Origin of the sequence: Arthrobacter sp. NPDC093125 (assembly GCF_044754225.1) — a bacterium.
GTDB lineage: Bacteria > Actinomycetota > Actinomycetes > Actinomycetales > Micrococcaceae > Arthrobacter.
Genome location: NZ_JBIVOQ010000013.1, coordinates 89099 through 111869 on the forward strand (window position 1 = coordinate 89099; position 22771 = coordinate 111869).

Below are 22771 nucleotides of genomic sequence, written 5' to 3' on the forward strand. Positions count from 1 at the left end.
GCCGGCCGGTCATGCCGGGCGCCGGACGGTCATGCGTCACGGCAACTGGGGGCAGCTGCCGGCGACGGCCTTGCAGGCATTCACCCTCCCGTGGGCCCAGTTTGTCCCGGTGCCTGTGATCCTGTCAGCGGTTGATTCGATTTTTGAGCGGACTAACGCGTTACTGGCGCCAGGCTGCGAGCTCCAGGCAAGCGCCACAGTTGCAGCGACGATGGGCGAGGCCATCGACGTACCGCTGGCAATGTCATAACCCGTGGCCCGGCCGTTCTGCGTGCCCAGAACGAAGGGGTGGTTCGGGAAGGTCGAGTAAACGTTGACGCCCGGCGCCGCGACATCCACCCACTTGCCGTAGGTGGAGAAGGATGCCTTGGCATCGTTGTTGTCGGTTGCGGCGACGGCAATAATGTTAGGGTAAGCGCCTGGGTAGATCTTGGCCTGGGTACCGGCATTGCCGGCCGCGGCAACGATCACCGCACCCTGACTCCACGCGTTATTGACGGCAGCTTCCAGCGTGCGTGAAGAGACGCGCTGTCCGAGGCTCATATTGATCACCTTGGCACCGTTGCTGGCGGCCCAGCTGATGCCGTTTGCAATGACTGAGCTGGAGCCGGACCCGTTGTCATTGAGCACTTTGACATCCAGGATGCTGCAGTCCGGGCACACGCCAGCAACACCTATCTTGTTGTTGTATTTGGCGGCTACGATACCGGCGACGTGGGTGCCGTGGCCGTACTTATCCTCAGGATCTGCTTCGGGATCTTCCTTGGTGTTCGCACTCACGAAGTTCGCGTAGCCAACAACCTGCGATGCGATGTCGTCGTGGACATTTGCCACACCGGAATCGAGAATGGCAACCTTGACGCCGCTTCCGGTGGTCACTTTCCAGGCTTCGACGGCGTCCACATCGGCGTCCGATTTACCCGCGGCTATGGTTTGCGTGTTGGCTGTGTTAGTGAACGACTGGCCATCGTTCTGCACGGCGTACTGGTGACCGAAATACGGGTCATCGGTAGCGGCCGTAACCAGCACGTCCGGCTCGGCGTACTCAACTGCCGGGTTCCGGCTTAAGGCTTCGATGAGCCGCAGTTCTTTGCCCGCCGGTACTTTGATGAGTTGAGCGCCCGTGCTGCCGATACCAAGGCCCTCCTTGAGGCCGTGCTGGCGCAGTACGCCGGCCGCCGCACCCTTGTCCCGGAATTTGACCATGATTTGTCCCGCGATGTGTGAGGACTGGGTCGCCGCGTCGCTCTCCGTCACTGCATTGCCTGGGGCCGCGAACGTGATTGCCCCGCAGCCGATGACTGCCGCCGCGAAACTAGCTATAACGATTCTTTTCATGGGAGGTATCTTGCTTGAATCTGCACTGGCTGGATAGTGTCTGCCCGCACATGACGATGCGGTCCGGCGACTGGAGTGCCAAGAAGAGGCGGTCCTGTTTGACTGTGTTCGTGATGATCCGAAAAGCCCGGCCAGACGACTTGGCGCGTCTGCAAGCCATCGAAGGTGCCGTGGGTGAGGCGTTTCGGTCGATCGGAATGGACGCCATCGCAGACGACGAGCCCCCGAGCATTGATGACCTGGCTGCTTATGCGGAGAGTGGCAGGGCGTGGGCCGCCTTGGAGCGCCTCCGCCCCGCTTGTTGAAGATCGCTGGTTGAGCTTGTCGAAACCACGGCCCCCAGCGCGGATTCGAAAAGCAAATGCTACGATTGCTACGGAGGCCAAGCATGACTACTATCCCGCATCGCGAGCTCCGCAATCAGAGCAGCAAGATTCTCGAGCGCGTGAAGAATGGCGAAACCATCGATGTCACCAACAATGGCGAAGTGGCAGCGACATTGATACCACCTGCGGCTTCGCCTCTTGAACGCCTGCTCCTTGCCGGAAACGTGCGGCAAGCGGCTTCGCAGCCTGTCGATTTCCGGATCCTGCCCCGCGTTAAGTCTGGTGCTGGCACCGCTGAGATTCTGTCCGACCTGCGCGGCGACCGTTGATCATTTACGTAGACACATCCGCTGCCCTGAAACTGGTGGTGGAGGAATCCGAGTCCGCCGCGGCGGCCGAGTATTTCTCAACAGCGACACGCGCATCCAACAGCCTGGTCGCCTCCATGCTCCTGTATACGGAGCTACACTGCGCCGGCAAGCGCCGCGGTCTGCCGTCCGAACTGATCAATACCGTTTTGAGCGGAATCAACCTGGTGGACCTGAGCCGCTCCGACCTCATGTACGCGGCAGCGATGCCCGGGAAGCTGCGTAGCGCCGACGCCATCCATCTCTCAGCGGCCATCCGGTTGCAAGTCGATGTACTGGTCGCCTACGACATTGAACTACTGACGGCAGCAACGGACGCAGGGCTGAGTGCCCTATCGCCCGGCAAAACGCTGTAACACCCTATCCACTGACTTAAATGCACGATCTCTCTCGGCGAGCGGAAAACCGCCCGATTCGCTTTGCTGGAGTGGTGTTGGGTAGAGACCGATTGCTTGAACTAAAACGCATCTACTGACTGTGTGCGGTCGCGTTACCTCGCATGCCCGTCGTCCTGATCGTAACCGCAGTAGTCACCCAAGCCAGGGACGTCCGGCGCCGGGATCCAGTCCGCCGGTTCCTCCGGCAACAGCGGCGGCAAGGGATGGCCCCGGCCGGTAGCCAGTGCGAAATGGAGGCGGTCATCCGCCGTCGTTGTTCCCGACCTGCAGAGCACGGTGACCACTTTTACCCGTCGGCGAGCGCGGGAGCCCGTTGAAGGACTACTCCTCCGTGACTGCTTGTCGAGACCGAACCCGCTAGTGCAGATCCCTGGGCGGCGCTGGCCCGTCAAGCGTCTAAACTCCCTTGGCCCTAGCCTGGACCAGGTTGGCGAAGGGCAGTTTTCCGTAAACCCTGATGAATTCCGCGTGGTACGCGGCTTCGGCAGCATTCACCTCGGATGCTGCCAGCTCCTTCCACGCGATGACCAGAGACTGGGAGTTGGCGAGCTGCCAAATAGGCCTCCCGCCCCAATGGCCAACAGGCTTCCCCCGGCCGAAGTCAACGAACTCTTGGATACGCTTTCGAAGTCCACGGTTGCCGGTGCTGCCTGGACCTGCTTTCCCGATATAGAGGACATCCGTGTCGTCGATCCACTCCGCCTCCAGCGCGGGCTGCAGCAGGGATGGATCCCGCTTCTTGAAACGGCCTCCCACGCTCTTTGCAAGGAACAACGGTTCGAATCCCTCGGGTCTGAGCACCGCATAGATTCCGGGGGCCTGCGGAACCCGGTTGATATCCAGCTGCTCGAACGAGCGGAATCCTGCGAACCCGGCATCCTTCAGCGTCTGTTTGTTGATCTGCACTGCAAATTCCTTATTTCGACTCGTCATGAGATTCGCCAACAGGCTATAACTTCCCTGTCCGGCTTCGACGAAGCCTCCAAAGGCCAGATCGCTAGGACAGTCTGCCACTTGGGCTGTCCGGTCGAAAGCGCCTTGTAGTATTCCTCTGGCAGCAGGGGTCCGGCGGGTAAGCCGGGGCACGGCGACGGTATTGGTCACCGGGCCTGGCCGAGGCAGGTGGACTGAGTCAGGCTTCCAGGCTCCTAAGCGTTTCCTTCGCCCTGTGCTGGTGCAGGCTGGCTGGCCACGGCGTCTGAGTAAGCGGTGACAAGGCGTTCGATGTCGATGAGGTCCCCGAAGACTTCCCGGTGCGAGATGAGCGAGAACGGGTCTTTCCGCTGGCGTACGGCTGCAGCAATGAAGGTGTTCTTGAGGTCCACGACTTCGATCGGGTTGCCCTGTTGTGAATGCGATGTCCTAACCGAGTCTGCATCACCCGTCGCCCTTCAGAAAAGGTGTAGCCATTACGACACGCCGCCGGACAGGTCAGAGTCACCACGCCTTGAGACACTGAACGCTAGGTCATGACCCCAACGAAAAGGAGCTCCCTTGGAGGCAGCAGCAATAACGACTTGGACGTTTGTCGACGCATGTCCTATTCCCAATGACGTCATGGAACTAATGGTCCCGGGAGAGCAGCCGGTGGCCGCATTCAAGACATTTCGGGATAGCGCCATCTTTACAACCAAGCGGATGATTGTCCGCGATGCCCAAGGATTCACAGGCAAGAAGGTGGAACTATATTCGCTGCCCTACTCCGCCACCAACATGTGGTCCTCGGAGAATGCTGGAACATTTGATACCGACGCCGAGCTGGAGCTGTGGACTCGGGCGGGGCACATCAAGATCAGGGTAGGCAAGAAGGTGGATGTTCGGCGCCTGGATATGTTGATCGCGCATTCGGTCCTTGGCGCGCAGCACTAGTTTCGGGTCCTCATCTAGGACGCAGAAACGGTGAGAGGATGCGCAAATGTGCGTGGCCTCCCACGGTTTGCGCATCCTGAGGGCCGGGCTTAGGACGCGGCAGCCCGGAGAACGCCGCAGCACCCACCCTGTCCAACAAACGCGTAGTACTTGCTAGGTGGATTTCCCCGAAGACCACTAAGCGAGGCATAACGTGCATGAGGACGCCGTCCGGTTCCTGTCCCAGCCGGTAAAGGCCCAGCCGGCCTCACCGCTCCGCGTTGTCGTCTACTCACGGATCGCCGAAGCCATCCGCAACAACTTGCAGCCGGGCTCCATGCTCCCCACCGATACCGAACTCGGCACGAGCATGTTGGTCAGCCGCACCGTGGTCCGGGAGGCGCTCATGTTGCTCGAGGAGGATGGCCTGATTAGGGCCAAGCGCGGCGTCGGCCGGTTCGTCTCCGACGCCCTCCCCCGCATCGGCATCATCGAACGCATCCGCCCCTTCGAAGAGGTCCTCGGCGGCCCCGTCCAGCACCTCGAGGTCAAGCGCATCCAGGTCGAGAAGCAGCCCGCCTCCGAATTCGCGGCCCCTGGCGTCGGCGTCGAACCCGGCAGCGACGTCTGGCTCTGGGAGTCCGTCTTATCCGCGGCGGCGAATCCATCGCGCACCTCCAAGAAAACCTCACCGCACAGTCCGTCAGTTTCGCCGGCGGTACGGCCGCGCCGCTGGAAATCAACGACGACGCCGGCACCTCCCTGCTTGCCGCCCTCAACAAAGCGGGCGGCCGGGTCTCGGGCCCCGGCGAGTGCCAGATCAATCTGAGCCAGGTCGGCCCGAGCCGCGCCAAGCTGCTGGACCTGCGGGCCTCGGATCCGGTCCTCGTCCTCACCCAGTACGTCCGGCACACCAACCGGCCGTTCTACCTGGCCAAGTGCCTCATCGCCGACCGCGCCGGGCACCTCTCGGTGATGCAGTCGCTCCAGTCCTAGAGACCGCCCCGGCCTGCGACCTGCTTGACGCCGTCGTGGGCCGTCAGCCGTGCTATCAGCGGCGCAAGGCTACCGCTGGTCCTCGAACTACCGGGTCGCCGACCGGCGCAGGGAGATTGGACGCGCCGAGTGAGCCGGTCATGACCGGGCCTCCTCATCTGCAGCGATGGATTCGGCGATCCGCTTGATCGCGGCGAGCGTTTTCGGGATGCCGTCGAGCGCCTGCTGCGTGCGGTCGGTGATCTGAACGGACGCCCCGTCACCGAACTTCTCCTCGAACATGGCAATCCCGGCCGGCAGGAATTCCCATGACTCAGTCAGGGTCGTCCCGGTATCTGCCGGGGTCAGGGTGAAGCCCCAGCGGACAAAGCTGCCGCCCACCACCCAGGCGAACTCGCGGCCACGCTCGGCAGCCACCACCTGCGACCGGGTCTCCCAAGTGCGGTGCGGAACCTCATTACGCCCGGTGAACCAGGCACCGACCTGGCCGGCGCTGTCCTCGTCGTCCCACCAACACGATGTACAGACCGGGCTCCACTCACCGGTGCGGGTGATGTCGGAGACCAGGTCGTAGAGTGTCTCGGCTGACGCCTGAACCGTGACGGACTCCCGGTGTTGGCGGATGCTGATCTGATTCATGGGTCCATCCTTACAGACGGTCATTTCTTCTGCCGCCGACTGCCGCCGTGCCAGTCCTCCTGCAGCCCGACCGTATCGGCACTGACTCCGAAGGCAGCAAGCTGCGGCTGCTCGCGCAGGCTTCGCTTGAGCTCTGCGAACCCCGGGAAGCGTGCCAGCCCGACCACATGGTCCCACAGCTCGGCGGCCGAATCTTCGTCCGGCAGCCGGCTGATCACCGGCCCGAAGAAGGCCACACCGGCGGGCGGCTCGAAGTGGATGATAGGCGTGCCCACATCCTTGCCCGTCAGCCCCAGCGCCTCATCCGTCTCCTGCCGGATCTCCCGGTCCCAGGAGTCGTCGTCCAGAGCTTCCGCAAGTGCCAGGGGCAAGCCGGCCTCGGTGAGGATCGGCTCCACAAATTCACGCGTCCCACGCCGCTCACCCTCCGTGCGCTGGCTGACCGTGTCCGGGGCAGCTTCGAAGATGTGTGTCCCGAACGCTTCGTACAATCGGGCGACCGACTCGCGGCCATGCTCCGCACGTGCCCGGGCCGCCACGCGCAGAAGCCGGAGCCCGGCCGTGTGCCCGGCCTCGTACTCAGGCGGAAAATGCGCGTCATAGTCAACCTCGGCGTTGATCAGACGCAAGGAGATGAACCGCCAGTCCACGGTGTAGTTGCGCTGCGCCTGCACCTGCCGCACCCACTTGCTCGTCATCCAGGCGAAAGGGCAGACCGGGTCGAAATAGAAGTTGATGTCGGCATTCACCCGTCCACCTTTACACCGGCTGGTAATCTGCGTCGAATCCAGGCCTCAACCAAAGAAGGTGGACACTCATATCTTCCGCCCTCGGTTCTTTTGTTCCGCGCATTGCGAAGCGTCGGAGATAACGGACGACGGCGGCACCATCCTGCTTGGCGGATACGATTCCCCTAGGCTTCCGGATGCCACCGGTTTCCGGGGAACTGAAAATGGGGGAATCGATGCAGGAACTGGGACGCATCTACTGGACGCGGCAGGGCCTTCGCCTGGCGTACTCGGCGGTGATGGTGTGGCTGGCCATCTCCGTGATGACAGCGCTCATGCCGAAGGAATCACCTGCCGGCGGCGCAGGGCCGTCCTCCGCAGCGGAGGTTCTGCGCGGCCTGGCAGATAGCGTCATCGCCGCGGTCACGCTCCCGGGCCTGGCCGTCTTCGTTTTGTTCATCCTCGCCGCCGTTATCGGTGCGCAGGATGTCCGGCGCCGGGATCCGGTGCGGCGTTTCACCCGCCAGCAGCGCCGCGACGGGATGGCCCGGGCCGACGGCCGGTGCGAGCTGGAGGCCGGGTTCGGGCGGCGCTGCGCCCGACCCGCCGAGCACGGCGACCACTTCTATCCGTGGTCCAAGGGCGGCTCCACCAGCCTGCAGAACTTCGTTGCCGCCTGCACCCGGTGCAACCGCGCCAAACGCGCCAGGATTCCGTCTCCTGGCCAGCAGCAACGGATGGAACGACGACGGCGGGACTACCTTCCGCCGTCGTCCTCCGTCAGCGTCGGCGAACGGCAGCCACTTCCCTGACGGAACGCAGCTGCACCGGCGACTAGCGGGCTCCGGCGAGCGCCTATCAGCCTCGGCCAGGTGGGACCCGACCGCTTCAGCTGATGCCTGCACCAGCGCCGGAATGTGGCCTCAGTTCAGACGTCCCCTTGTGTTTCCGCGCTGCCGCGTCGAGAGCTTCCAGCACCCGCGCATTATTTACTGCATCGGCGAGGTCGTAGCGGAGCGGCGTGCCGTTCAGGACGCTGTCGGCGAAGTGCTCGCCCATCCGCACGAAATGGTTCTCGCCCTTGACCTGGTGATAGATCGTGTCCTGCCCGAAGTGATGCTCCTCTAGGACGGAGTCCTCCTCCAAAAGCCCAAAAGGATTGTCTAGGTAGAGCCGGCCCTCAGTGCCCGTGATTTCGAGGAAGTTGCGGCGCTCGAGGTTAACTCCGGTATCAAAAAGCACCGTGGCACTGCTGGGAAAACGGAGCATGCCGGCGATGCTGGTGTCGATTCGGCCTCCGTCGTTGGCGTCGCGGTAGTTGCCGAAGGCGGCGACATCAGTCGGCTCCTGCGCCGTGACCATCCGGCTCATGTTCACGCAGTAGCACCCGGTATCGAACAGTGCGCCGCCGCCGAGCCCGCTGTACCAGCGGATGTTGTCGTCCCCGCCCACATCGAAGGAGTGACCGACGTGGACAAACGTCAGCTTTCCCACCACATTTGCCGCAAGCAGCTCCTGCAGCTTCTCGAAGCGTGGGTGGAACCGGTACATGAAGCCTTCCAGGACCTTGAGCCCGGTCTCGTCCGCCTTGCGTGCAATCTCCTCACACTCGGCGGCGCTCATCGCCAAAGGCTTTTCACACAGGACGTGCTTGCCGGCGTCCAGGGATTTCAGGATCCACTCGAGATGCAGCGCGTTCGGCAGCGGAATGTAGACGGCGTCGATGTCCTGGGACGCCAGCAGGGCCTCATAGGAGCCGAATGCCTGCGGGATGCCGTGCTTGCCGGCATACTCCCTGGCCTTCTCCTCGGAGCGGGATGCAATACCCACCACCTCGCCGTTCTTCGTTGCCTGCAACGCCGGAATGGTCTTGCGGACGATGCGGGCGCTGCCCAGGACGCCCCAACGCAATCTATCGCTCACTGAACTCTCCTTCTGCCCGATGTACTCCTAATCTAGGCGCCCTCAACCCTTGTCGTAACGACGGTCCCGCCCGGCCGGCGTCGCACAGCGCCGTCAGCTGTTCCAAGGCGGGGGTTACGACGGCCTCACCCGGCGGGTACAGCTTCGACGAGCTCAGCCGCCGTCGTGCGTTCAAAGTGGCTAAGCAGCGTTTCCACCAGGTGCGGGGCAAACTCCTCCTCCAGCGAGAGCACCACGCGGCACCGCGCGCCCTTCACCTCCGGGTAGCCCGCGTACAGTCCGCGCATGTCGCACACGGTCTGCCCGCGGCCCGGTCCGGAGGAGGTGTCGACGGCGGCCCGCACCACGGGCGCGACGGCAGGCTTCACCGCACCAACAGCGAGCGCCGCCGCCAGTGGATCGTGCATGGCCGAGCAGGGCCGGCCGTAGATGCCCTCGTAGAACCGGAAGTAGTAGCCCAGCATCTCCCCCAGCGCCTGCGGCACCGGCGCGGACGAAGAAAGCAGAGCCTGCCGGTGCGGCTCCTCCAGCACCGACGCCATGGTCACGTCCAGCGGCACCAGGGTCGCGTCCCAGCCGGAGGCCAGCACCAGGGCGGCGGCCTCGGGGTCGTTCCAGATGTTCGCCTCCGCCACAGGCGTGATGTTCCCCGGAGCCAGCGCGGCCCCGCCCATCACTGTCACGGTCCCGACCAGGGACGGCAACGAAGGCTCCAGCCGCAAGGCCTCGGCAAGATTGGTGAGCGGCCCGATCGCCACCACCCGCAGCTCCCCCTGGTACAGCCGGGCCAGCCGCACCAGCATCTCGGCCGCCGTCTCGGCAGCAAGCGAGGCATCAGACGGAGGCAGCACAACCTCGCCGACACCGTTCGACCCGTGCACCCACGGCGCCCCACCGCCAAACGAGCCGGCGAGAGGATCGTGCGCACCGCAGGCAACCGGAATGTCAGCAGAACCGGCTAGCTGCAGCAGGTCCAGGGTGTTGCGGGCGCCGGCGGCGGCGCTGACGTTCCCGCTGACCGTTCCAATGCCCTTCACGGAGGCAAGAGGCGAGGCGAGCAGGTAGGCCAGGGCGAGGGCGTCGTCGATCCCGGTGTCGCAGTCCAGGTAGATGGGGAAGGCAGTCATGGTTCTTCTTTCAGGTAGGAGCAAATCAAACGGTCTCGCCCTTGGGGGCGGCGACGAGGAGGCTGACGATGAACGCGGCGGCGGTGATGCCCACCGAGATCCAGAGGGCGGTGGCGTACCCGGCGGAGGTGGCCTGGGCGGCGAAGGGCGCCACGAGGACGACGCCGAGGCTTGCGCCGATGCCGAAGGAGGCGCCGTTGATGCCGGGCAGGGCCGCGGGGGCTTCCTTGGGTGAGAGCAGGACGGAGAGTCCGTTGATGGCGGTGAGGAAGAAGCCGTTGTAGAAGATGCCCAGGGCGGCAACGGCGATCAGGACGGCGATCTGGTTGTCGGAGAAGGCGGCGGCAACGATTGCGCACGCGAGGCTCAGGCCGGTACCAATGCGGAGGATGCGGATCCAGCCTCGGCGGTCGGCCAGCCACCCTGCCAACGGCGCGGCGAAGACGCCAATCAGCGCGGCCGGGGTGAGGAACAGCAGAGCCGAGATGGAGGCGGAAAGCCCGAAGCCGCCGTCGGAATCCTGGCTCAGCAGCACCACGGTGAAGTTGATGACGGCGAAGATGCCGGCCAGCGTGAGGACCGTGGTGGCGATGACCGGCCACACCTGGCGGGAGCGCAGGTGGTGCACGGCGATGAGCGGGTGGCTGCGGCGCTTCTCGATCAGCCAGAACGCGGCGAAGGAGGCAACGGTGCCGGCCAGCAGGGCCAGAGTAGACGACGCGGTCCAGCCCGCGGCAGAACCGCCGGAGACGAAGTACGTGATGAGCACCAGGAACAGCGAGAGCGATCCGGCGCCCCACCAGTCCATGGCGCCGCGCACGCCGTCGGGCCGGCCCTTGGGGACGATCTTGATGATGCACGCGGCGGCGATGGCGGTGAGGACGAGCACGACGACGAAGATGGAGCGGAAGCCGAGGGTCTCGGCCATGAGGCCGCCCACGTAGCCGTCCACGCCGCCTACTCCCCCGTTGATGGCGGCGATGATGCCCACGGAGGTACCGAAGACCTTGGCGTGCAGGTTCTCGCTGAGGACGATGTAGGCGAGCGCGAAGACGGCGCTGGAGACGCCCTGCAGGAAGCGGCCGGTGATGAGCAGTTCCAGCGTGGGCGCGGTGATGCAGAGGAGGGTGCCGGCGCCCATGATGGCCAGGACCAGCAGCAGCGCGGCGCGGCGGCCGATGAAGTCGCTCCACCTGCCGATCACGGGCCCGGCGATGGCGCCGGCCAGGAAGAACATGGACTGGACGGGGGCGGCGCTCTCGGCGCCCTTGCCGAAGTCGGCGGCGATCTGGGGCAGGGCCGGGGTGACCATGCTGGCGTTGAGCTGGAAGGACAGCACGCCTAGAAGCAGCGAGGAGATCAGCAGGGCGGCGCGGCGGCCGGAGAGCCTGGCCGGGTCGTCGGGAAGTACGACGGCGGCAGCGGCGTCCGCGGGTGGCGCGGCTGCCGCTGGGGTTGGGGTGTTCACATCAAACTCCTTTGTTCGAGCAGGCTTTGTTTTGGGGGACCGCCTTCGGGGTAGCGGCTCGGGTTGTTATACAACCACGTATGACTAGCAAGTACAACCATGCGCTACACTTTATCTTCATCAGGCCGCTTTTGCCGGCACCCCGCGAGAGAGACTTCCCATGAGCAATGCACTTCCTGCCGTCACCGTGGTCGGCAGCATCAACCTGGACCTGATCGCCACCGCCGAACGGCTTCCGACGGCGGGCGAAACCATCGGGGGCGCCGTGCTGTCCGAGCAGCCCGGCGGCAAGGGCGCCAACCAGGCCGCGGCCGCCGCCCGGCTGGGCGGGAGCGCCCGGATGGTGGGCGCGGTGGGCGACGACGCGCAGGGCCGGAAGATGCTGGACGCTCTGGCGAATGCCGGCGTCGATACCGCGGACGTTGCCGTCCTGCCGCAGCCGACCGGGACCGCGCTGATCGTGGTGGACCGCGAGGGCGAGAACCAGATTGTGGTGTGCCCGGGCGCCAACTCGCACCTGTCGCTGGACGGGGTGGAGTTCGGCCCGAATGAGGCGGTGCTGTGCCAGCTGGAGGTGGGCCTGCCTGTGGTGTTGGAGGCCGCGCGGAAGGCGCGGGGGTTCTTTGTGCTGAACGCGGCGCCGGCCATGGACCTGCCGGCGGAACTGCTGGAGCGCTGCGACCTGGTGATCGTCAACGAGAGCGAGTACGCGCTGATCCCGGCCCTCGCGGAGGGGAAGCTGGTGGCGGTGACTTACGGCGGGGACGGCTCGGCGATGTTCGAGCACGGCAGGAAGGTGGCAGAGGCTCCGTCGGTTGCGGTGGCGGTTGCGAACACCGTGGGCGCGGGTGACGCGTTCTGCGCCGCGCTGGTCCTGGCGCTGCGGAGCGGACTGGACCATACCCGGGCGCTGGCCGTGGCGAATGCTGTAGGTGGGGACGCTGTTGGTGACCCGTCATCGCAGCCGGATTTGGCACGGCTGGGCCACTACGTGGAGCGGACCGCTCCTGCGGTGGACGCACGGTGAGTGTGGCGCTGCCGGTGACCGTTGCGCTGCGGCTGGCGGCGCCGGAGGATTTTCAGGAGGTCCGGCGCATCACCCGCGACGCGTACCTGCAGGCCGGGCACTTCGCGGTCGACCATCCGTACATGGACGTGCTGGAGGACGTGGAGCACCGCGCCGAGCACGCGGAGGTGTGGGTGGCGGAGGCGGCCGCAAAGGTGGTGGCCGCAGTGACGCTGACGTTCGCCGGCCAGCCGTACAGCGAGATCACGCAGGACGGGGAGCTGGAGTTCCGTATGTTGGCCGTGGACCCGTCGCACCAAGGCGCCGGCGTGGGCCGGGCGGTGGTTAGCGAAATAGTGCAGTACGCCCGGCGACTGCCCGGCATCGGGGCGATCAGCATCACCAGCGCCACGTTCATGGAGCGCGCTCACGACCTGTATCGCTCCCTGGGCTTCCGCCGGGCACCGGAACGAGACTGGTACGTGCCGGACGAGGACGTGCTGCTCTGGGTGTTCCGGCTGGAGCTCTAACTTGAGACGGCGGGTTGCTGCTAGGAGTTTGAGTTTATGGGCGACTTGGGAGATGACGGCACCGAGCCCAGGCAGGTGCACAAGTTTCCGTACGGCAGCTGGTTCAGCTCCAGACCAAAACATTGAGGCGCGACTCAAATACGGGATGGATGTCGGTCAGAGTCCCGCGTCAAGAAGGTGCCGCAAAACGTCTGTTCCGAGGGCAATCCGGTCAACAGCGTCGATGCCGTCCACCTGTTTGATCTCAATGATGCCGTTCTCGGTAGCACCGAGCTCACGCCGAAGCGAGTCGTAGACTTCCGCGAAATCGTCCAGCGCAGGCCTCGATAGCTCCAATCCTTGCGTAACTGAGCGGATCCCGACACCACTGCGCCTGAGCTTCAACCGTCGCGGAATGGCTTCGTGCCCGGTAAACCACGGGTCCTCGACGTCGTCGGTGCTATCAATATTGCGCCAGATCGCTAGGAGATACGGATCCCGGTACCTGCTGTTGAGCGTGCTGGTACCGCCGCGGAGCATGCATAACGAGTAACCCATCCCACCGCCTTCTGAATAGTAAATTCCAGAGCCGCCCTCACGCATGGCCGGGTATTTCACGAAGTAGTATCGCCAGTCGAAAGAGAGCTCCGATTCACGCCGGGCGAGCCACTCCAATTGCATGGCAACGAGCATCGGCTCCAATTCGTTGCCACAGCTGATGGCGTCCAAAAGCTTGGCCAAAGCGGATCGTGTCTCCGAAAGAGCCGCACGATCTGCACCCGTCAACAGTTCCCGCCAGGCATTCTCGTACCGTTTGAACCCGGTTCCGAATTGAAACCTTCTATTGTTGGTTGTTCGTTGATACTCGCCGGCCGCTAGCAGCGCGCCGGTGACTTCGAACCAGGTCTCAGGCTCTGACGCCAACCGAAGGAACGCGTCGGTTCGAGCACTGAATTTGTCCGGATCTAAGCAGAAGGAGCCTATCGATCCGCGCAGGAGGTGGCTGTCTTCCAAACGATGGAGCGACTCGGTGAGCTCAGGATTTGCGGCCAGGAACTCTCGTTTCAGCAATTCCTCTCCGACCTGCTGCTTGTTGAAGCTGTCGAGTTCGGTAAGAACGCCGTCACGTACAAGTTTTTCAACGTCCCGGAGCAATCTGGGCATGCGGTCCACACGCAGTTCATTCGTGGAAGCTTCTATGAGGTTACGCAGGGAACGGATCCGGGGCCGAAGTGTGTGTGTTTCATGCATGAGGTGAAGAAGCACGGCGAAAAGCAGGAGACTCTGCCCGAACGTGAAAATCCGTGTTCTTCCGCTCGTTTCACCGAACGTCCGGCAGCAAACATTGAACAGATTTATCCGCTGGTCCCGGAAGAACAGCACAATTCGATCGGCTTCATCCCCGTCCTGCTCCGCCGTGCCCCTGAAGAGACCGCTAAACACGGCGGCGATGTCTCGCCCTTTCCATACATCGAATGCCTTAAACAAGAAGTCCAATGACTCGGATCGTCTGGCATTCGCCTCCCCAAACACCCGCTCAGTGCTACGGCTCAGAAGTTCTCGCCGCTCACGTCCGTCAGCGTCTGGATCCGCCCACTCGCACAACTCAGTAATGAAGCCTATGTAGTGTATGAATTCGTCGTCGACCAAGTCGTCTTCGCCGCGGAATCCCCAAAGCAAGTCCGACCATGCCCCGTCAACCCTTTCGGCAAACTCCGCAGCCCTCTCAGTTGATTCGATCGACCTCTCAAAATGCGCCTTGAAATTTTCGAATTCCGTCAGCGGCTTACCCCGTGAGTTCATCTTGATGTAGAGGTCTGCAGCCGAGCCCATATCAGACGGCGCGAGCACGAGGAAGGAAACCGCCGGCTTGATCGGATCTACGAGTCGCACCCAAGCCGTCTTGGCATCCTCGGTCCGGAATCGCATGTGAATTGCGTCCAGCATCACAAGCATGGACTGGATCGTGGGATCATGGCGCCAAACGAAGAGGTACCACGGCTGATCAATGACCCATGCCGACGGCTCTTCAACTGAGGCTGGCAACGGGGACACCACCAGGCGTTCACAGAATAGCCGTGCGCTCGGTCGAGTGGCATATGAGAACTGAGCCCATGGCTGAGAAGAGTGAAGCTCTCCCGCTCGCGAGGCCAGGTACCAGTGCAACAGGAATAGCGTCGTGAGCCGCTGTTGACCATCGAGGGGCTCCAGCACACCGGCCCTAACTTCACCGTAAACGAAGTCGAGGTGGACCGGAGCGGGGTTCTCTCCGGAGACGGCCGAGTGAAGAACGTCAATGAAGCTGTTGCGAATCTCTTCGATTGCGTCATCTTCACGGCGGCCCTGCGCATAGTCCCGCTGAATGAGTGGTATTTGGATCGCCCTAATTTGTTCCTCATCGCTTGCAACAAAAAGGCCGGTGAACGTCGTCAAGCGGCTTGATCTATTCATGCTTCACTCACTTCTTCCGTCAGATACCCACCGATTTCGTTGCGGAATGCGTCCAAGTAGGCACGGCGATCGGATGCGCTCCAGAAGTGGATTTGCTGTGCACCCTCCTCCGTGTAGTACTTCAGGAACACATTTCGTGTACACACGGGTATGTATGAACCCGCTCGGTCTCTTCGAAGTATTTCGAGCCTTTTTACTTCGAAGACGGCATTGCTCAATGCGCTGTTGTCTCTGCTGTCGAGAAGCGCAAGGTTGTCAATAACGTGTACGTCACCCTCCGCACCCTCATCACCGGAAGAAAAGATCGCGTTGACCTCGCGCTGCAGCGCAGGAAACGTATGCCGGCTGATCGTAGGGATCGCATCGTCGATCCGGCGGATCATCTCGTGACGACGGTCCTCGTCGATCGGCAGGCCGACTAATGCGTCACGATGTAGGCGGAGCCAGCTCGACCACTGCTCGGCCGTATTAAGTGCTTCGGCATTCTGCGCGTGGATATGTTCCAGCGACCATGCCCCGGCTGCGTGCGCACGAAATGAATAGCGCTCCGAGGAATGTTGCATCTTGCGGATTGTTTCGACGTTCATCAAAAGCAGTGCTTGGGTCGCCTTCTCCCGTCCTGCCGCGCTTTCATAGGAGAGCCCGGATAGTGCTGTATCTGTCAGGTCCAGTTTCGTTTTGATCATGTCGTCGAGCGACGCTTCAAAGCTGCTCTTGGTTCTGCCCGCCGCGACAGCGACGAGTTTGCCGAAAGGAGTCCCAGTTGCGACCAAGTATCCAACCTTGTGGAAAAGGTCTCGGTCCTCATACCAGCCCAGAATCAGGGAGTGGAGGTCGAGGACTTTGTTCCAAAAGATCTTGTAGTCAGAATCGATCTCGTCTCGTAGTGAATCAAAGGTCTTGAAGGTCGATGTTTCCCGTCCGGTCGACGCACTTGCAAGGCTGTCGAGCAGCAGAGCTATATGGTTCGACTGGCTGTTTGTCTGCCCTGTTACAAATGCCCACAGTTCGGGCGCACGCAGATCGCGTTCGAGGGTGTCCCACTGGGCGGCTATTTCCTGGGACCGGTCGGGCGCCTCATCAGTACCTCGAGCGCGGGTGAGCAGAAGCGCCTTCACCAGCTCCGCCTCCGTCAACGGGATACGACCAACATTGAGTCGGGTGAACAGGTCGGTCGAATCTATCGCAGTTGGTGCCTCGTACCAGATCACCTTCACGCGACGCGACAAATCGGTGTAGAAGTCGATTGCCGCCTGAGTTTCGCCAGACCCTAAAGATTCGAACCAGGATCTAATCGTGGAAGCAGCCTTGTGGATGTGAAAGAAGTCGATGTTGCGTGTGCTGCCCGCCTCGTCAGGTTCCTTCAAATACTCCTGACTCCCACCCCGGGTCGCATATTCGAGCTCGAATTGAACCTTTGCGAACGGCAACGACCGGCGGATGTCCTGCAGAATAAGGAACAAAGTGGTAAGTCTTTGTTGGCCGTCTACAAGCTCCCACCGACCATCTGCCATGGATTTCACGACGATCGGCTGCAGGTAGTACGCCGATTGGTGGCGGCTCTCCGCGATATCGTCCAGAAGGCGTGTAACTTCCTCGTCACCCCACCGATACCCACGCTGGTAGGCGGGGATGAAAAACCGGCCTTCAATATCACCGACAAATCGATCCTCTAGTAAACCTGATTTCCCCATGTCCGCAACTGTACCCAGCGCCTCCGACATTGGATGCTGTTTAGATAGCGTTTCACTATGTCTCGGGTTCAGGGTCTGGCGGCGCTGCCTCGCTTCGTTGGAGGCGTTTTACAAAGCGCGCCGTCGTGGCCGCCGCGAACGACCGACGACGGCACCTCCTAGCGCGCTTCGTCTTGTGGCGACCGGGCCTCGGCCACGCCGCCTGGTGCTGGGGTTTCGTAACGGCGCGCCGCCGGATCGGCAGGATTCTGACACGGCTGGCGCGGGTTTTAGGTCTTGAAAGCCCTGGACGGGCTGCTCGCTCATGAGGATCCGCAGTACGTCGCATTTCGCATTGAAGTCCGCTGTCATAGGTTGGGCGTGTAACGGGTCATCCATGACAGCGCTTGGCCAGCTGCGGTAGGTCGTGGACGCCGTTCGCCTGGACGAATTGAAGTTAATGCACGGTAGGAAAAACGCTGGAAGCAAACAGGGAACCACGGATGTGACGTTGAGCTTAGGGTTTAGTTGTCTGCGCTACGAACACGACTTTCAGTAGATGGCGAGCGCCCAGCACACAGGGCTAGCCCCAGTCGTCGGACTGCCCCCGCAGCCGTAAGGGAACGACATTCAGCAGCCAGCAAATCAACTCACCCCCGTGAACCCGTAGATCAAACGTATCTGCGGAGAGTGGCAGGTGGTGTGGTAACTGCTCAATGTCGAGGAGCACGTTTACGTGGCTGCTAATTCGGGTACTGAGCAATCCCACCACTTTACATTCACAAGGTGACTTTTCTTGGTGGCACGTTTCTGCAACCGAGCGACACCCGACCGCCATTCCGAACTCCTGCTTTGGCGGCTTGAGCCCGCTGAAGCACCAAGCGGTCGGACTTACGCTCCGATCCGTGATTAGCAAATAAAAACGCTAGACAAGCGTTATTCCGTCCATCGGTCTTATTCAAGTTGACCTTGCTGGAGTTAAACGGGTGTATGAAAAGGTTCTTTCTGCGCTCCAGAATATCGATTGGATTCCGTAGCTCTTTGGGACGCCTGTATAACCTGCCGATGCCCCAGCAAACAATTCCCTCAACCCGTCATCTGCAATGAGCTGTTTTACGCTCTCCATTGAGGGCGGACTTTACCAGTGAACGCGCTGATGTTGTTATCAACGTAAACGCCCTCGACGGAGAAGCCAGCGTTTCGCGAGTTCTTGCAAGCCTCAACTTGGCGTTCTACGCCAAGTTCACTCTGTTCCCGGTCAGAGCTGATCCGGGCATAGATGGCGACCTTTGCATCTACCGATCCAATGGCGTTCGTGACGCTAGGAGTCGTATCACGTTGCCCAGGAAAGGGGATGGCTCCCACGGAAGCCTCTTGCGGTCGGTCCCTATAACGCCACTCTCACCGCAACTAAGAGCTGCTGTCGCCCGTTCAAAGGCTTCTTGCCTTAGTTCGTGAGGTTCTCCCCGTTGCGCCATGGCTTTGGCAGCAGCTTCTAGAGGCCCTCGAACAGGATCGGGGTTAGACCACTTAGCCGTCCCAACCCGGACAGAGGTAGCGAAATACAGGCAAAGCCCCTCTCCAAGAGCGACTATCGATGCGATGTTCTGCAAGGTCCTGGGGTAGTCCGTAATGTTCATCGGGGTAACGCGCCAGTCAAGCAGCGACTTTGCCCGCTCCCTTAGCTGCCACAGGTGTTCGCGCTCGGCGGCAGCTTCTGTTGACCGCAAGGCGGCTTCCACGAGCGACTTGATGTCTTCAGCAACTAACTTCCGAACCAATAGCTCAACTGGTTGCGATTCCTTGGTAGACCGTTGAATCTCAACACATCGCCTAGCCACTCGGAGTAGCTCGCGGGGAAGACCGCCTGACCACGCGTGACAGAATGCTCCGACCAAAGGAGGAAAGCCCTCTGCTCTCTTGGAGATGACTTGAAGTGACTCGTCCAGACTTAGAGTTTCAACCGAAATAATTGTATCGAAGGATGAGTCAAAGGCATCCCGCGTAAACAGTCCCCGCTGTTCAAAACTAGACAACGCATCTGTTGACACCGAAACAACAAAATGAACTCCCTCAATGTGGAACAAATCCTTTAGATCATTTACGGTGTCGATCAAGTCAGAAGTAAGGCTGATCTTGTCGAGTTCATCGATAACGACAATGATCGGTTTGCGCTTCTCATCATCAGCAAAAGCCTTCAGAAGCTTACGCAGCCCAGTGACCAAGTCAGCGTGGGAAAGTGCTCGATCCTTGAGCGTGACCGAGTTCTCATCCTCCAAGGAGACATTTCCCGCGAGAAACTTCACCACGTTTTTTCTCTTAGTGTTCGTCTCTGAATCGTAGGAAAGCCTCGTCAGCGCTTCCTTGGCTTGAATTGCAGACTGCTTGTGATGCTGTTCCCCACTTCTCCACAAGCTATAACTTCCCCGCCATTCCTTTATGTAGGAAAGGAGAGCCATGACCAAGCCGGATACGGTGAGGACGGTTGCAGTTGCCTGAACCACTGACAGTTCAAATGACCAGGATTCAAGTGCAAATAGGGCAGCGCCTATAGCGGACACAAACAAGCCGAGCGAGGCGCGGGCAACGAGAACAGTCGTGGATTTTCGTCGCTGGAACTTACCGAACTCACCGCCGTGTTTGTCATCCACTTTGCGGGCAACCTCAAGGTACAAACGGCGGATAAAGTCCACGGAATCGTAGCGAACGGGCGCCGTCAACCATACCGACCTATCTACGTGCTTGGCGTCGGTCGCCAAACCACGCATGAGAGTCGATTTCCCGCTGCCCCTTGGTCCGGCGATACCTATTGCCGACGATTCGTGTCCCTCCACAAAGTTTTTCAGAAAAGTGGCGGTCCTCGACGCCACCACGGCGGACGTATGCAGTTCAACTAACCTTGGAGCGACTGTAGGAAAAGGCAACTTGTTCTCGGGACCTAGCGTTGCGTTGAGGACCTGCGTGAACGCGTCCTTGATCAGTGCGCTGGTCGTGCTTTGCAACTCGCTCTTGAGGGAGGCAATCGCGCTGCTCGACTTGGCGCGTACAGCCTGTAGCCGAGACACCAACGACGAGACACTCGCCAAGAGTCCGAGTATGGCGGCGATCGTTGCCGCCACAGTTGCCAAATCCACCGGACCGTTTACGAGTAAGACGATCAAGACAATTATGGCGACGACGAGAGCGATAGTACCCCCAACTAGAAGCCAAACAAGTCTCCGTTGGGCGCTCTTCGCAACGCGTTGATGGCTCGTCGCTTTGGGCAAAACGGCACTGTAGGCAGCCTCGGCTTCAACCGCCACACGCGACAGCGGCTCCTCCATAGCGGCATCTATACGAGTTCGGTACTCAACGTAGTGTTCGTAGTCGGAAGAGTCAGCAAGCTTTGTGTATTCCTCCCGGACTTCATCGATGCCCGGTGCCCTGAATGTATTGCTCACCCTTGCCGCTTTCATTTAGCCATCCAAACGTCCCCCGCTAATACTGTTTGCGGCGTTGGCAACTCTATCTGACGAGGACCTAACCGAAACGTCTCCACGCCAACAACGTGCGGAATCACATGTCAGCGACATTGCGCCTGCAGTTCGTCGTCCGGCAGGGAGGTCTATGGTGTGTTAACTTCAATTGGCGTGAACAATCTAACCGGATGTATCTCTCTCAAAGGAGACCTCGTACCCGAGCGACCCGAACAGGCCGGTCAGCATGCTCTTGGTATTCTCATCCGCTCTCTGCCGCAGCTCAGAATCCTCAGCAGCTTTGGCCATGTCGGATTCGGCGAGGAGATAGAGTTCGGCTTGCTGGGGCGCCGTGAACACATCTACGACTCGATCAGCAATGCCGCGATCCTGGCTATAAACATAAGACCGTTCATGGTCGATGTTTGGCTTGTCGAGCTGCGGCTCGGGCAGCCGCAGGGTCACCGATTTGCCGTCCGCTGCCAGAGTAAGGTCCGTATCGGCGAGGCCTGCAAGATCGACATAGGCGTTGACGGTGCCAGCGGCTACAAATAGCGTCCGTCGTCCCGCTATGAAATCAGGAAGCCCCCCGGTGTCATCTTTCTTATCCAACAAAAGCTCAAAATTACCGACCGCAGCGTGGTACTGGCTTACGTCCCGGACGGATTTGAGAAGAACGCTTTGGCTCCGCCCGCTCTTGCTCGCAAACGGGCCGAACCCAAGCATGCTCGCTACAAGCGTTACAGCCAGTAGCAGCGCTACCGCAGAAGCAGTGTACGCTGCCGGCTTGAATGATTTAGCTTCGGACACTAGACCCCTTTTGCCTTGAAACGGCCTGGGTTCCGTTCCTGATGATTGCATACCAGAGGTTGCTGTCTGGCTGATTCAGGATCAGTGTAGCGGGACTCGCCCAACGCTAAGCATGGCGACACTTCATGCGTTCCTATATGAATGTGGGACGATAACCACCGGTGCCATTTAGGCAAGGACCATGTTCTCAGGTCCTCCAGCGGCGTCGCTCCCACCGCCAAGGCGGTTTCACTTCCATGAGGGGACAAAGTGACTACTGACAGCAAGGCACTCGTGCCGGTATGGACACTAGCTACAGAGGCAGTGAGCGTTGCTGACGTGCTGGGTACTGAGGGTCTAACGCCGGCTCGCCTCGCAGAATTGCGAACCGTTCTGGCAGCACTCGCGGATTCTCCCATCGCCACACTCGAAATGCACCCGATGCCACAGACCCGCGATCGCAAGGGCGGCCTACCGCTTGACGTTGCAAGTCCGCTCGCAAAGCAGCTGGCGCAGCTCGTAACGCAAACAGCGAAATCCGCTCCCCCGAAGGTGAATGTGGCCGAAACGGGAGAGGTACTTTACCGGTTGGTGGTGCCTGCCAAGCTTGCCGCCCAGGCTGGCCAAGGACTCGTTCGTCCTATGGCCGCCAAAGGAGTTGCAGGAGCTATTCATGGTTCCCTTGTGAACTCGACCGGAATCGTGGGTGCCGCTACATTCGTCCCTGTCGCAAGCGGAGCAGCAGCTGCAGGCACGGCCGGTGCTGCAACTGGTGCGGCAGCTACAGCTGGCGTGGCGGTCGCCAGCGCTGGAGCCCTGACGGTGGCCGCGCCACTTGTGCTGATGGCCGTAGCCGTGAGCGTCAGCGCACATGCCGAGCACCAGCGCCAGGAAGCGATTGAGCGCATCACTGAACTCTTGGAGCAGTTGCACGAGGACAACCTTGATAAGGAACGCAACGAGTTGGACGGTTGCCGTGAAGCGATCGATAAAGCGACGTCGATCCTACTTGACCAGGGCCGGATCGGCTTTTCGCTCGGCCTGGATTCCTCCGTGCATGGTATCAACACCGCTATTGCGGCTACCCGTAGGCGGCTGAAGAAGTGGGAAGCTGCACTGGATGCCCTGCCCGACGGCGCAGTCGAAGTGGGCGAACTAAAGAAGTCATTTCCCAGCATCACCGAGGAAGGCGGCACCTTCCGGGCGCACTTGGAAATTGCCCGGCTAGCCGTTGCTCTTAAACGCCGGGTGCTTGTGCTTCAAGCAGTCGAACACGCCCAGCAGGACAAAGGCAATTCGTTCAAAAATTTCATCGGGGCGCTTCATGCTGACGGACGCAGCACAGACGAGTTGGAGTCGGGCATCAACCAGCTTCTGCTTCGACTGTCTGCCCTCGAGGTCAAGCGCGACGGCGGTTTCCGGCTTCCCGCATTTACGCCCGGCGAGGTAGACCAGCTGCTGCAGGCCGCATATCGACTTCGTGCTTTGGGAGACGGTCTCCAGCTAAATGACCACCGGGACGACATCGCAATTGAGATTGAGCGGAACAGCGACGGGTCGCTCGTAGTTTTCCCTGCGGTCCCCGCCTAGGTTGTCGGTGCGCAGAGCGCCGATGGGCTTTGCACACGTTTACCGGCTCTTCGCAGATGAGCATGGTTAGGGCGGTCTGAGGCTGGCGCCGCAGTTGCGGCGCTAGCGGTGCGGCGTGGTGCGGCAGCAAAGAGGCCAG

At 61.2% G+C, this 22771-nt stretch carries 20 protein-coding genes and 1 pseudogene; 8 read left to right on the forward strand and 13 right to left on the reverse strand.

The annotated features are described in order from the left end of the window. Window positions 1–36: 36 nt before the first annotated feature. A complete protein-coding gene (locus ACIP9X_RS18335; protein WP_400481189.1) occupies window positions 37–1338 on the reverse strand; it encodes a S8 family serine peptidase in 1302 nt (433 codons plus the stop codon). Between the two features lie 388 nt (window positions 1339–1726). On the opposite strand from ACIP9X_RS18335, the gene ACIP9X_RS18340 reads away from it, so the two are divergent. Continuing rightward, complete coding sequence (locus ACIP9X_RS18340; RefSeq protein WP_400481190.1) at window positions 1727–1993, forward strand: type II toxin-antitoxin system Phd/YefM family antitoxin; 267 nt, start codon at window positions 1727–1729, stop codon at window positions 1991–1993. After that, window positions 1990–2388, forward strand: a complete 399-nt coding sequence (locus tag ACIP9X_RS18345; protein ID WP_400481191.1) for a type II toxin-antitoxin system VapC family toxin — start codon at window positions 1990–1992, stop codon at window positions 2386–2388. Before ACIP9X_RS18340 ends, ACIP9X_RS18345 begins: the two co-directional genes overlap by 4 nt. 438 nt (window positions 2389–2826) lie before the next feature. On the opposite strand, the gene ACIP9X_RS18350 is transcribed toward ACIP9X_RS18345, so the two are convergent. Continuing rightward, window positions 2827–3363 (reverse strand): hypothetical protein, encoded by a 537-nt coding sequence (locus ACIP9X_RS18350; RefSeq protein ID WP_400481208.1) that lies wholly within the window; start codon window positions 3361–3363, stop codon window positions 2827–2829. 215 nt (window positions 3364–3578) lie between these two features. After that, window positions 3579–3755, reverse strand: coding sequence for a hypothetical protein (locus ACIP9X_RS18355; protein WP_400481192.1), 177 nt, complete (start codon window positions 3753–3755; stop codon window positions 3579–3581). A gap of 169 nt (window positions 3756–3924) precedes the next feature. Here ACIP9X_RS18355 and ACIP9X_RS18360 point away from each other — a divergent pair, with 169 nt between their 5' ends. Beyond that, entirely contained in the window at window positions 3925–4299 is a 375-nt protein-coding gene (locus ACIP9X_RS18360; protein ID WP_400481193.1) for a PH domain-containing protein, read from the forward strand. Window positions 4300–4492: 193 nt separating this feature from the next. Next, window positions 4493–5274 (forward strand): annotated as a pseudogene (locus tag ACIP9X_RS18365) (GntR family transcriptional regulator). Between the two features lie 138 nt (window positions 5275–5412). On the opposite strand, the gene ACIP9X_RS18370 reads toward ACIP9X_RS18365, so the two are convergent. Both ACIP9X_RS18370 and ACIP9X_RS18375 read right to left on the reverse strand, forming a co-directional pair. Beyond that, window positions 5413–5913, reverse strand: coding sequence for an SRPBCC family protein (locus ACIP9X_RS18370; RefSeq protein WP_400481194.1), 501 nt, complete (start codon window positions 5911–5913; stop codon window positions 5413–5415). 20 nt (window positions 5914–5933) lie between these two features. Next, a complete protein-coding gene (locus tag ACIP9X_RS18375; protein WP_400481195.1) occupies window positions 5934–6662 on the reverse strand; it encodes a hypothetical protein in 729 nt (242 codons plus the stop codon). Window positions 6663–6865: 203 nt separating this feature from the next. Between ACIP9X_RS18375 and ACIP9X_RS18380 the strand changes: the two genes are divergently transcribed. After that, entirely contained in the window at window positions 6866–7453 is a 588-nt protein-coding gene (locus ACIP9X_RS18380) for an HNH endonuclease (RefSeq protein WP_400481196.1), read from the forward strand. Between the two features lie 76 nt (window positions 7454–7529). Here the strand turns inward: ACIP9X_RS18380 and ACIP9X_RS18385 are convergent, their stop codons facing one another. The 3 genes from ACIP9X_RS18385 to ACIP9X_RS18395 all read right to left on the reverse strand — a co-directional run bounded on the left by ACIP9X_RS18385 (window position 7530) and on the right by ACIP9X_RS18395 (window position 11159). Beyond that, window positions 7530–8564 carry a Gfo/Idh/MocA family protein gene (locus ACIP9X_RS18385; RefSeq protein WP_400481197.1) on the reverse strand — a complete coding sequence of 345 codons (1035 nt, stop codon included), beginning with the start codon at window positions 8562–8564 and terminating at the stop codon, window positions 7530–7532. Window positions 8565–8689: 125 nt separating this feature from the next. Further along, the gene (locus ACIP9X_RS18390) at window positions 8690–9691 is read right to left on the reverse strand and encodes a nucleoside hydrolase (RefSeq protein WP_400481198.1); all 1002 of its coding nucleotides are present in this window, start codon (window positions 9689–9691) and stop codon (window positions 8690–8692) included. A 25-nt stretch (window positions 9692–9716) separates the two neighbouring features. Further along, a complete protein-coding gene (locus tag ACIP9X_RS18395; protein WP_400481199.1) occupies window positions 9717–11159 on the reverse strand; it encodes an MFS transporter in 1443 nt (480 codons plus the stop codon). Window positions 11160–11319: 160 nt separating this feature from the next. On the opposite strand from ACIP9X_RS18395, the gene ACIP9X_RS18400 reads away from it, so the two are divergent. Together ACIP9X_RS18400 and ACIP9X_RS18405 are read left to right on the forward strand one after the other, a co-directional pair. After that, window positions 11320–12186, forward strand: a complete 867-nt coding sequence (locus tag ACIP9X_RS18400) for a ribokinase (protein ID WP_400481200.1) — start codon at window positions 11320–11322, stop codon at window positions 12184–12186. Further along, a complete protein-coding gene (locus ACIP9X_RS18405; RefSeq protein WP_400481201.1) occupies window positions 12183–12695 on the forward strand; it encodes a GNAT family N-acetyltransferase in 513 nt (170 codons plus the stop codon). The genes ACIP9X_RS18400 and ACIP9X_RS18405 overlap by 4 nt, the downstream gene beginning before the upstream one ends. A 156-nt stretch (window positions 12696–12851) precedes the next feature. Here ACIP9X_RS18405 and ACIP9X_RS18410 read toward each other — a convergent pair whose 3' ends face one another. From ACIP9X_RS18410 to ACIP9X_RS18430, 5 genes are all read right to left on the reverse strand, one after another. Next, window positions 12852–15107: a DUF262 domain-containing protein gene (locus tag ACIP9X_RS18410; RefSeq protein ID WP_400481202.1), complete on the reverse strand. Its 2256-nt coding sequence runs from the start codon at window positions 15105–15107 to the stop codon at window positions 12852–12854. A 14-nt stretch (window positions 15108–15121) separates the two neighbouring features. Next, window positions 15122–16849: a DUF262 domain-containing protein gene (locus ACIP9X_RS18415; protein ID WP_400481203.1), complete on the reverse strand. Its 1728-nt coding sequence runs from the start codon at window positions 16847–16849 to the stop codon at window positions 15122–15124. A 1062-nt stretch (window positions 16850–17911) separates the two neighbouring features. Continuing rightward, entirely contained in the window at window positions 17912–18163 is a 252-nt protein-coding gene (locus ACIP9X_RS18420; RefSeq protein ID WP_400481204.1) for a recombinase family protein, read from the reverse strand. After that, window positions 18094–20253 (reverse strand): P-loop NTPase fold protein, encoded by a 2160-nt coding sequence (locus ACIP9X_RS18425; RefSeq protein ID WP_400481205.1) that lies wholly within the window; start codon window positions 20251–20253, stop codon window positions 18094–18096. Before ACIP9X_RS18425 ends, ACIP9X_RS18420 begins: the two co-directional genes overlap by 70 nt. A 183-nt stretch (window positions 20254–20436) precedes the next feature. Then, a complete protein-coding gene (locus tag ACIP9X_RS18430; RefSeq protein ID WP_400481206.1) occupies window positions 20437–21063 on the reverse strand; it encodes a DUF4230 domain-containing protein in 627 nt (208 codons plus the stop codon). Window positions 21064–21726: 663 nt separating this feature from the next. On the opposite strand from ACIP9X_RS18430, the gene ACIP9X_RS18435 reads away from it, so the two are divergent. After that, complete coding sequence (locus tag ACIP9X_RS18435) at window positions 21727–22632, forward strand: hypothetical protein (protein WP_400481207.1); 906 nt, start codon at window positions 21727–21729, stop codon at window positions 22630–22632. Window positions 22633–22771 lie beyond the last annotated feature (139 nt).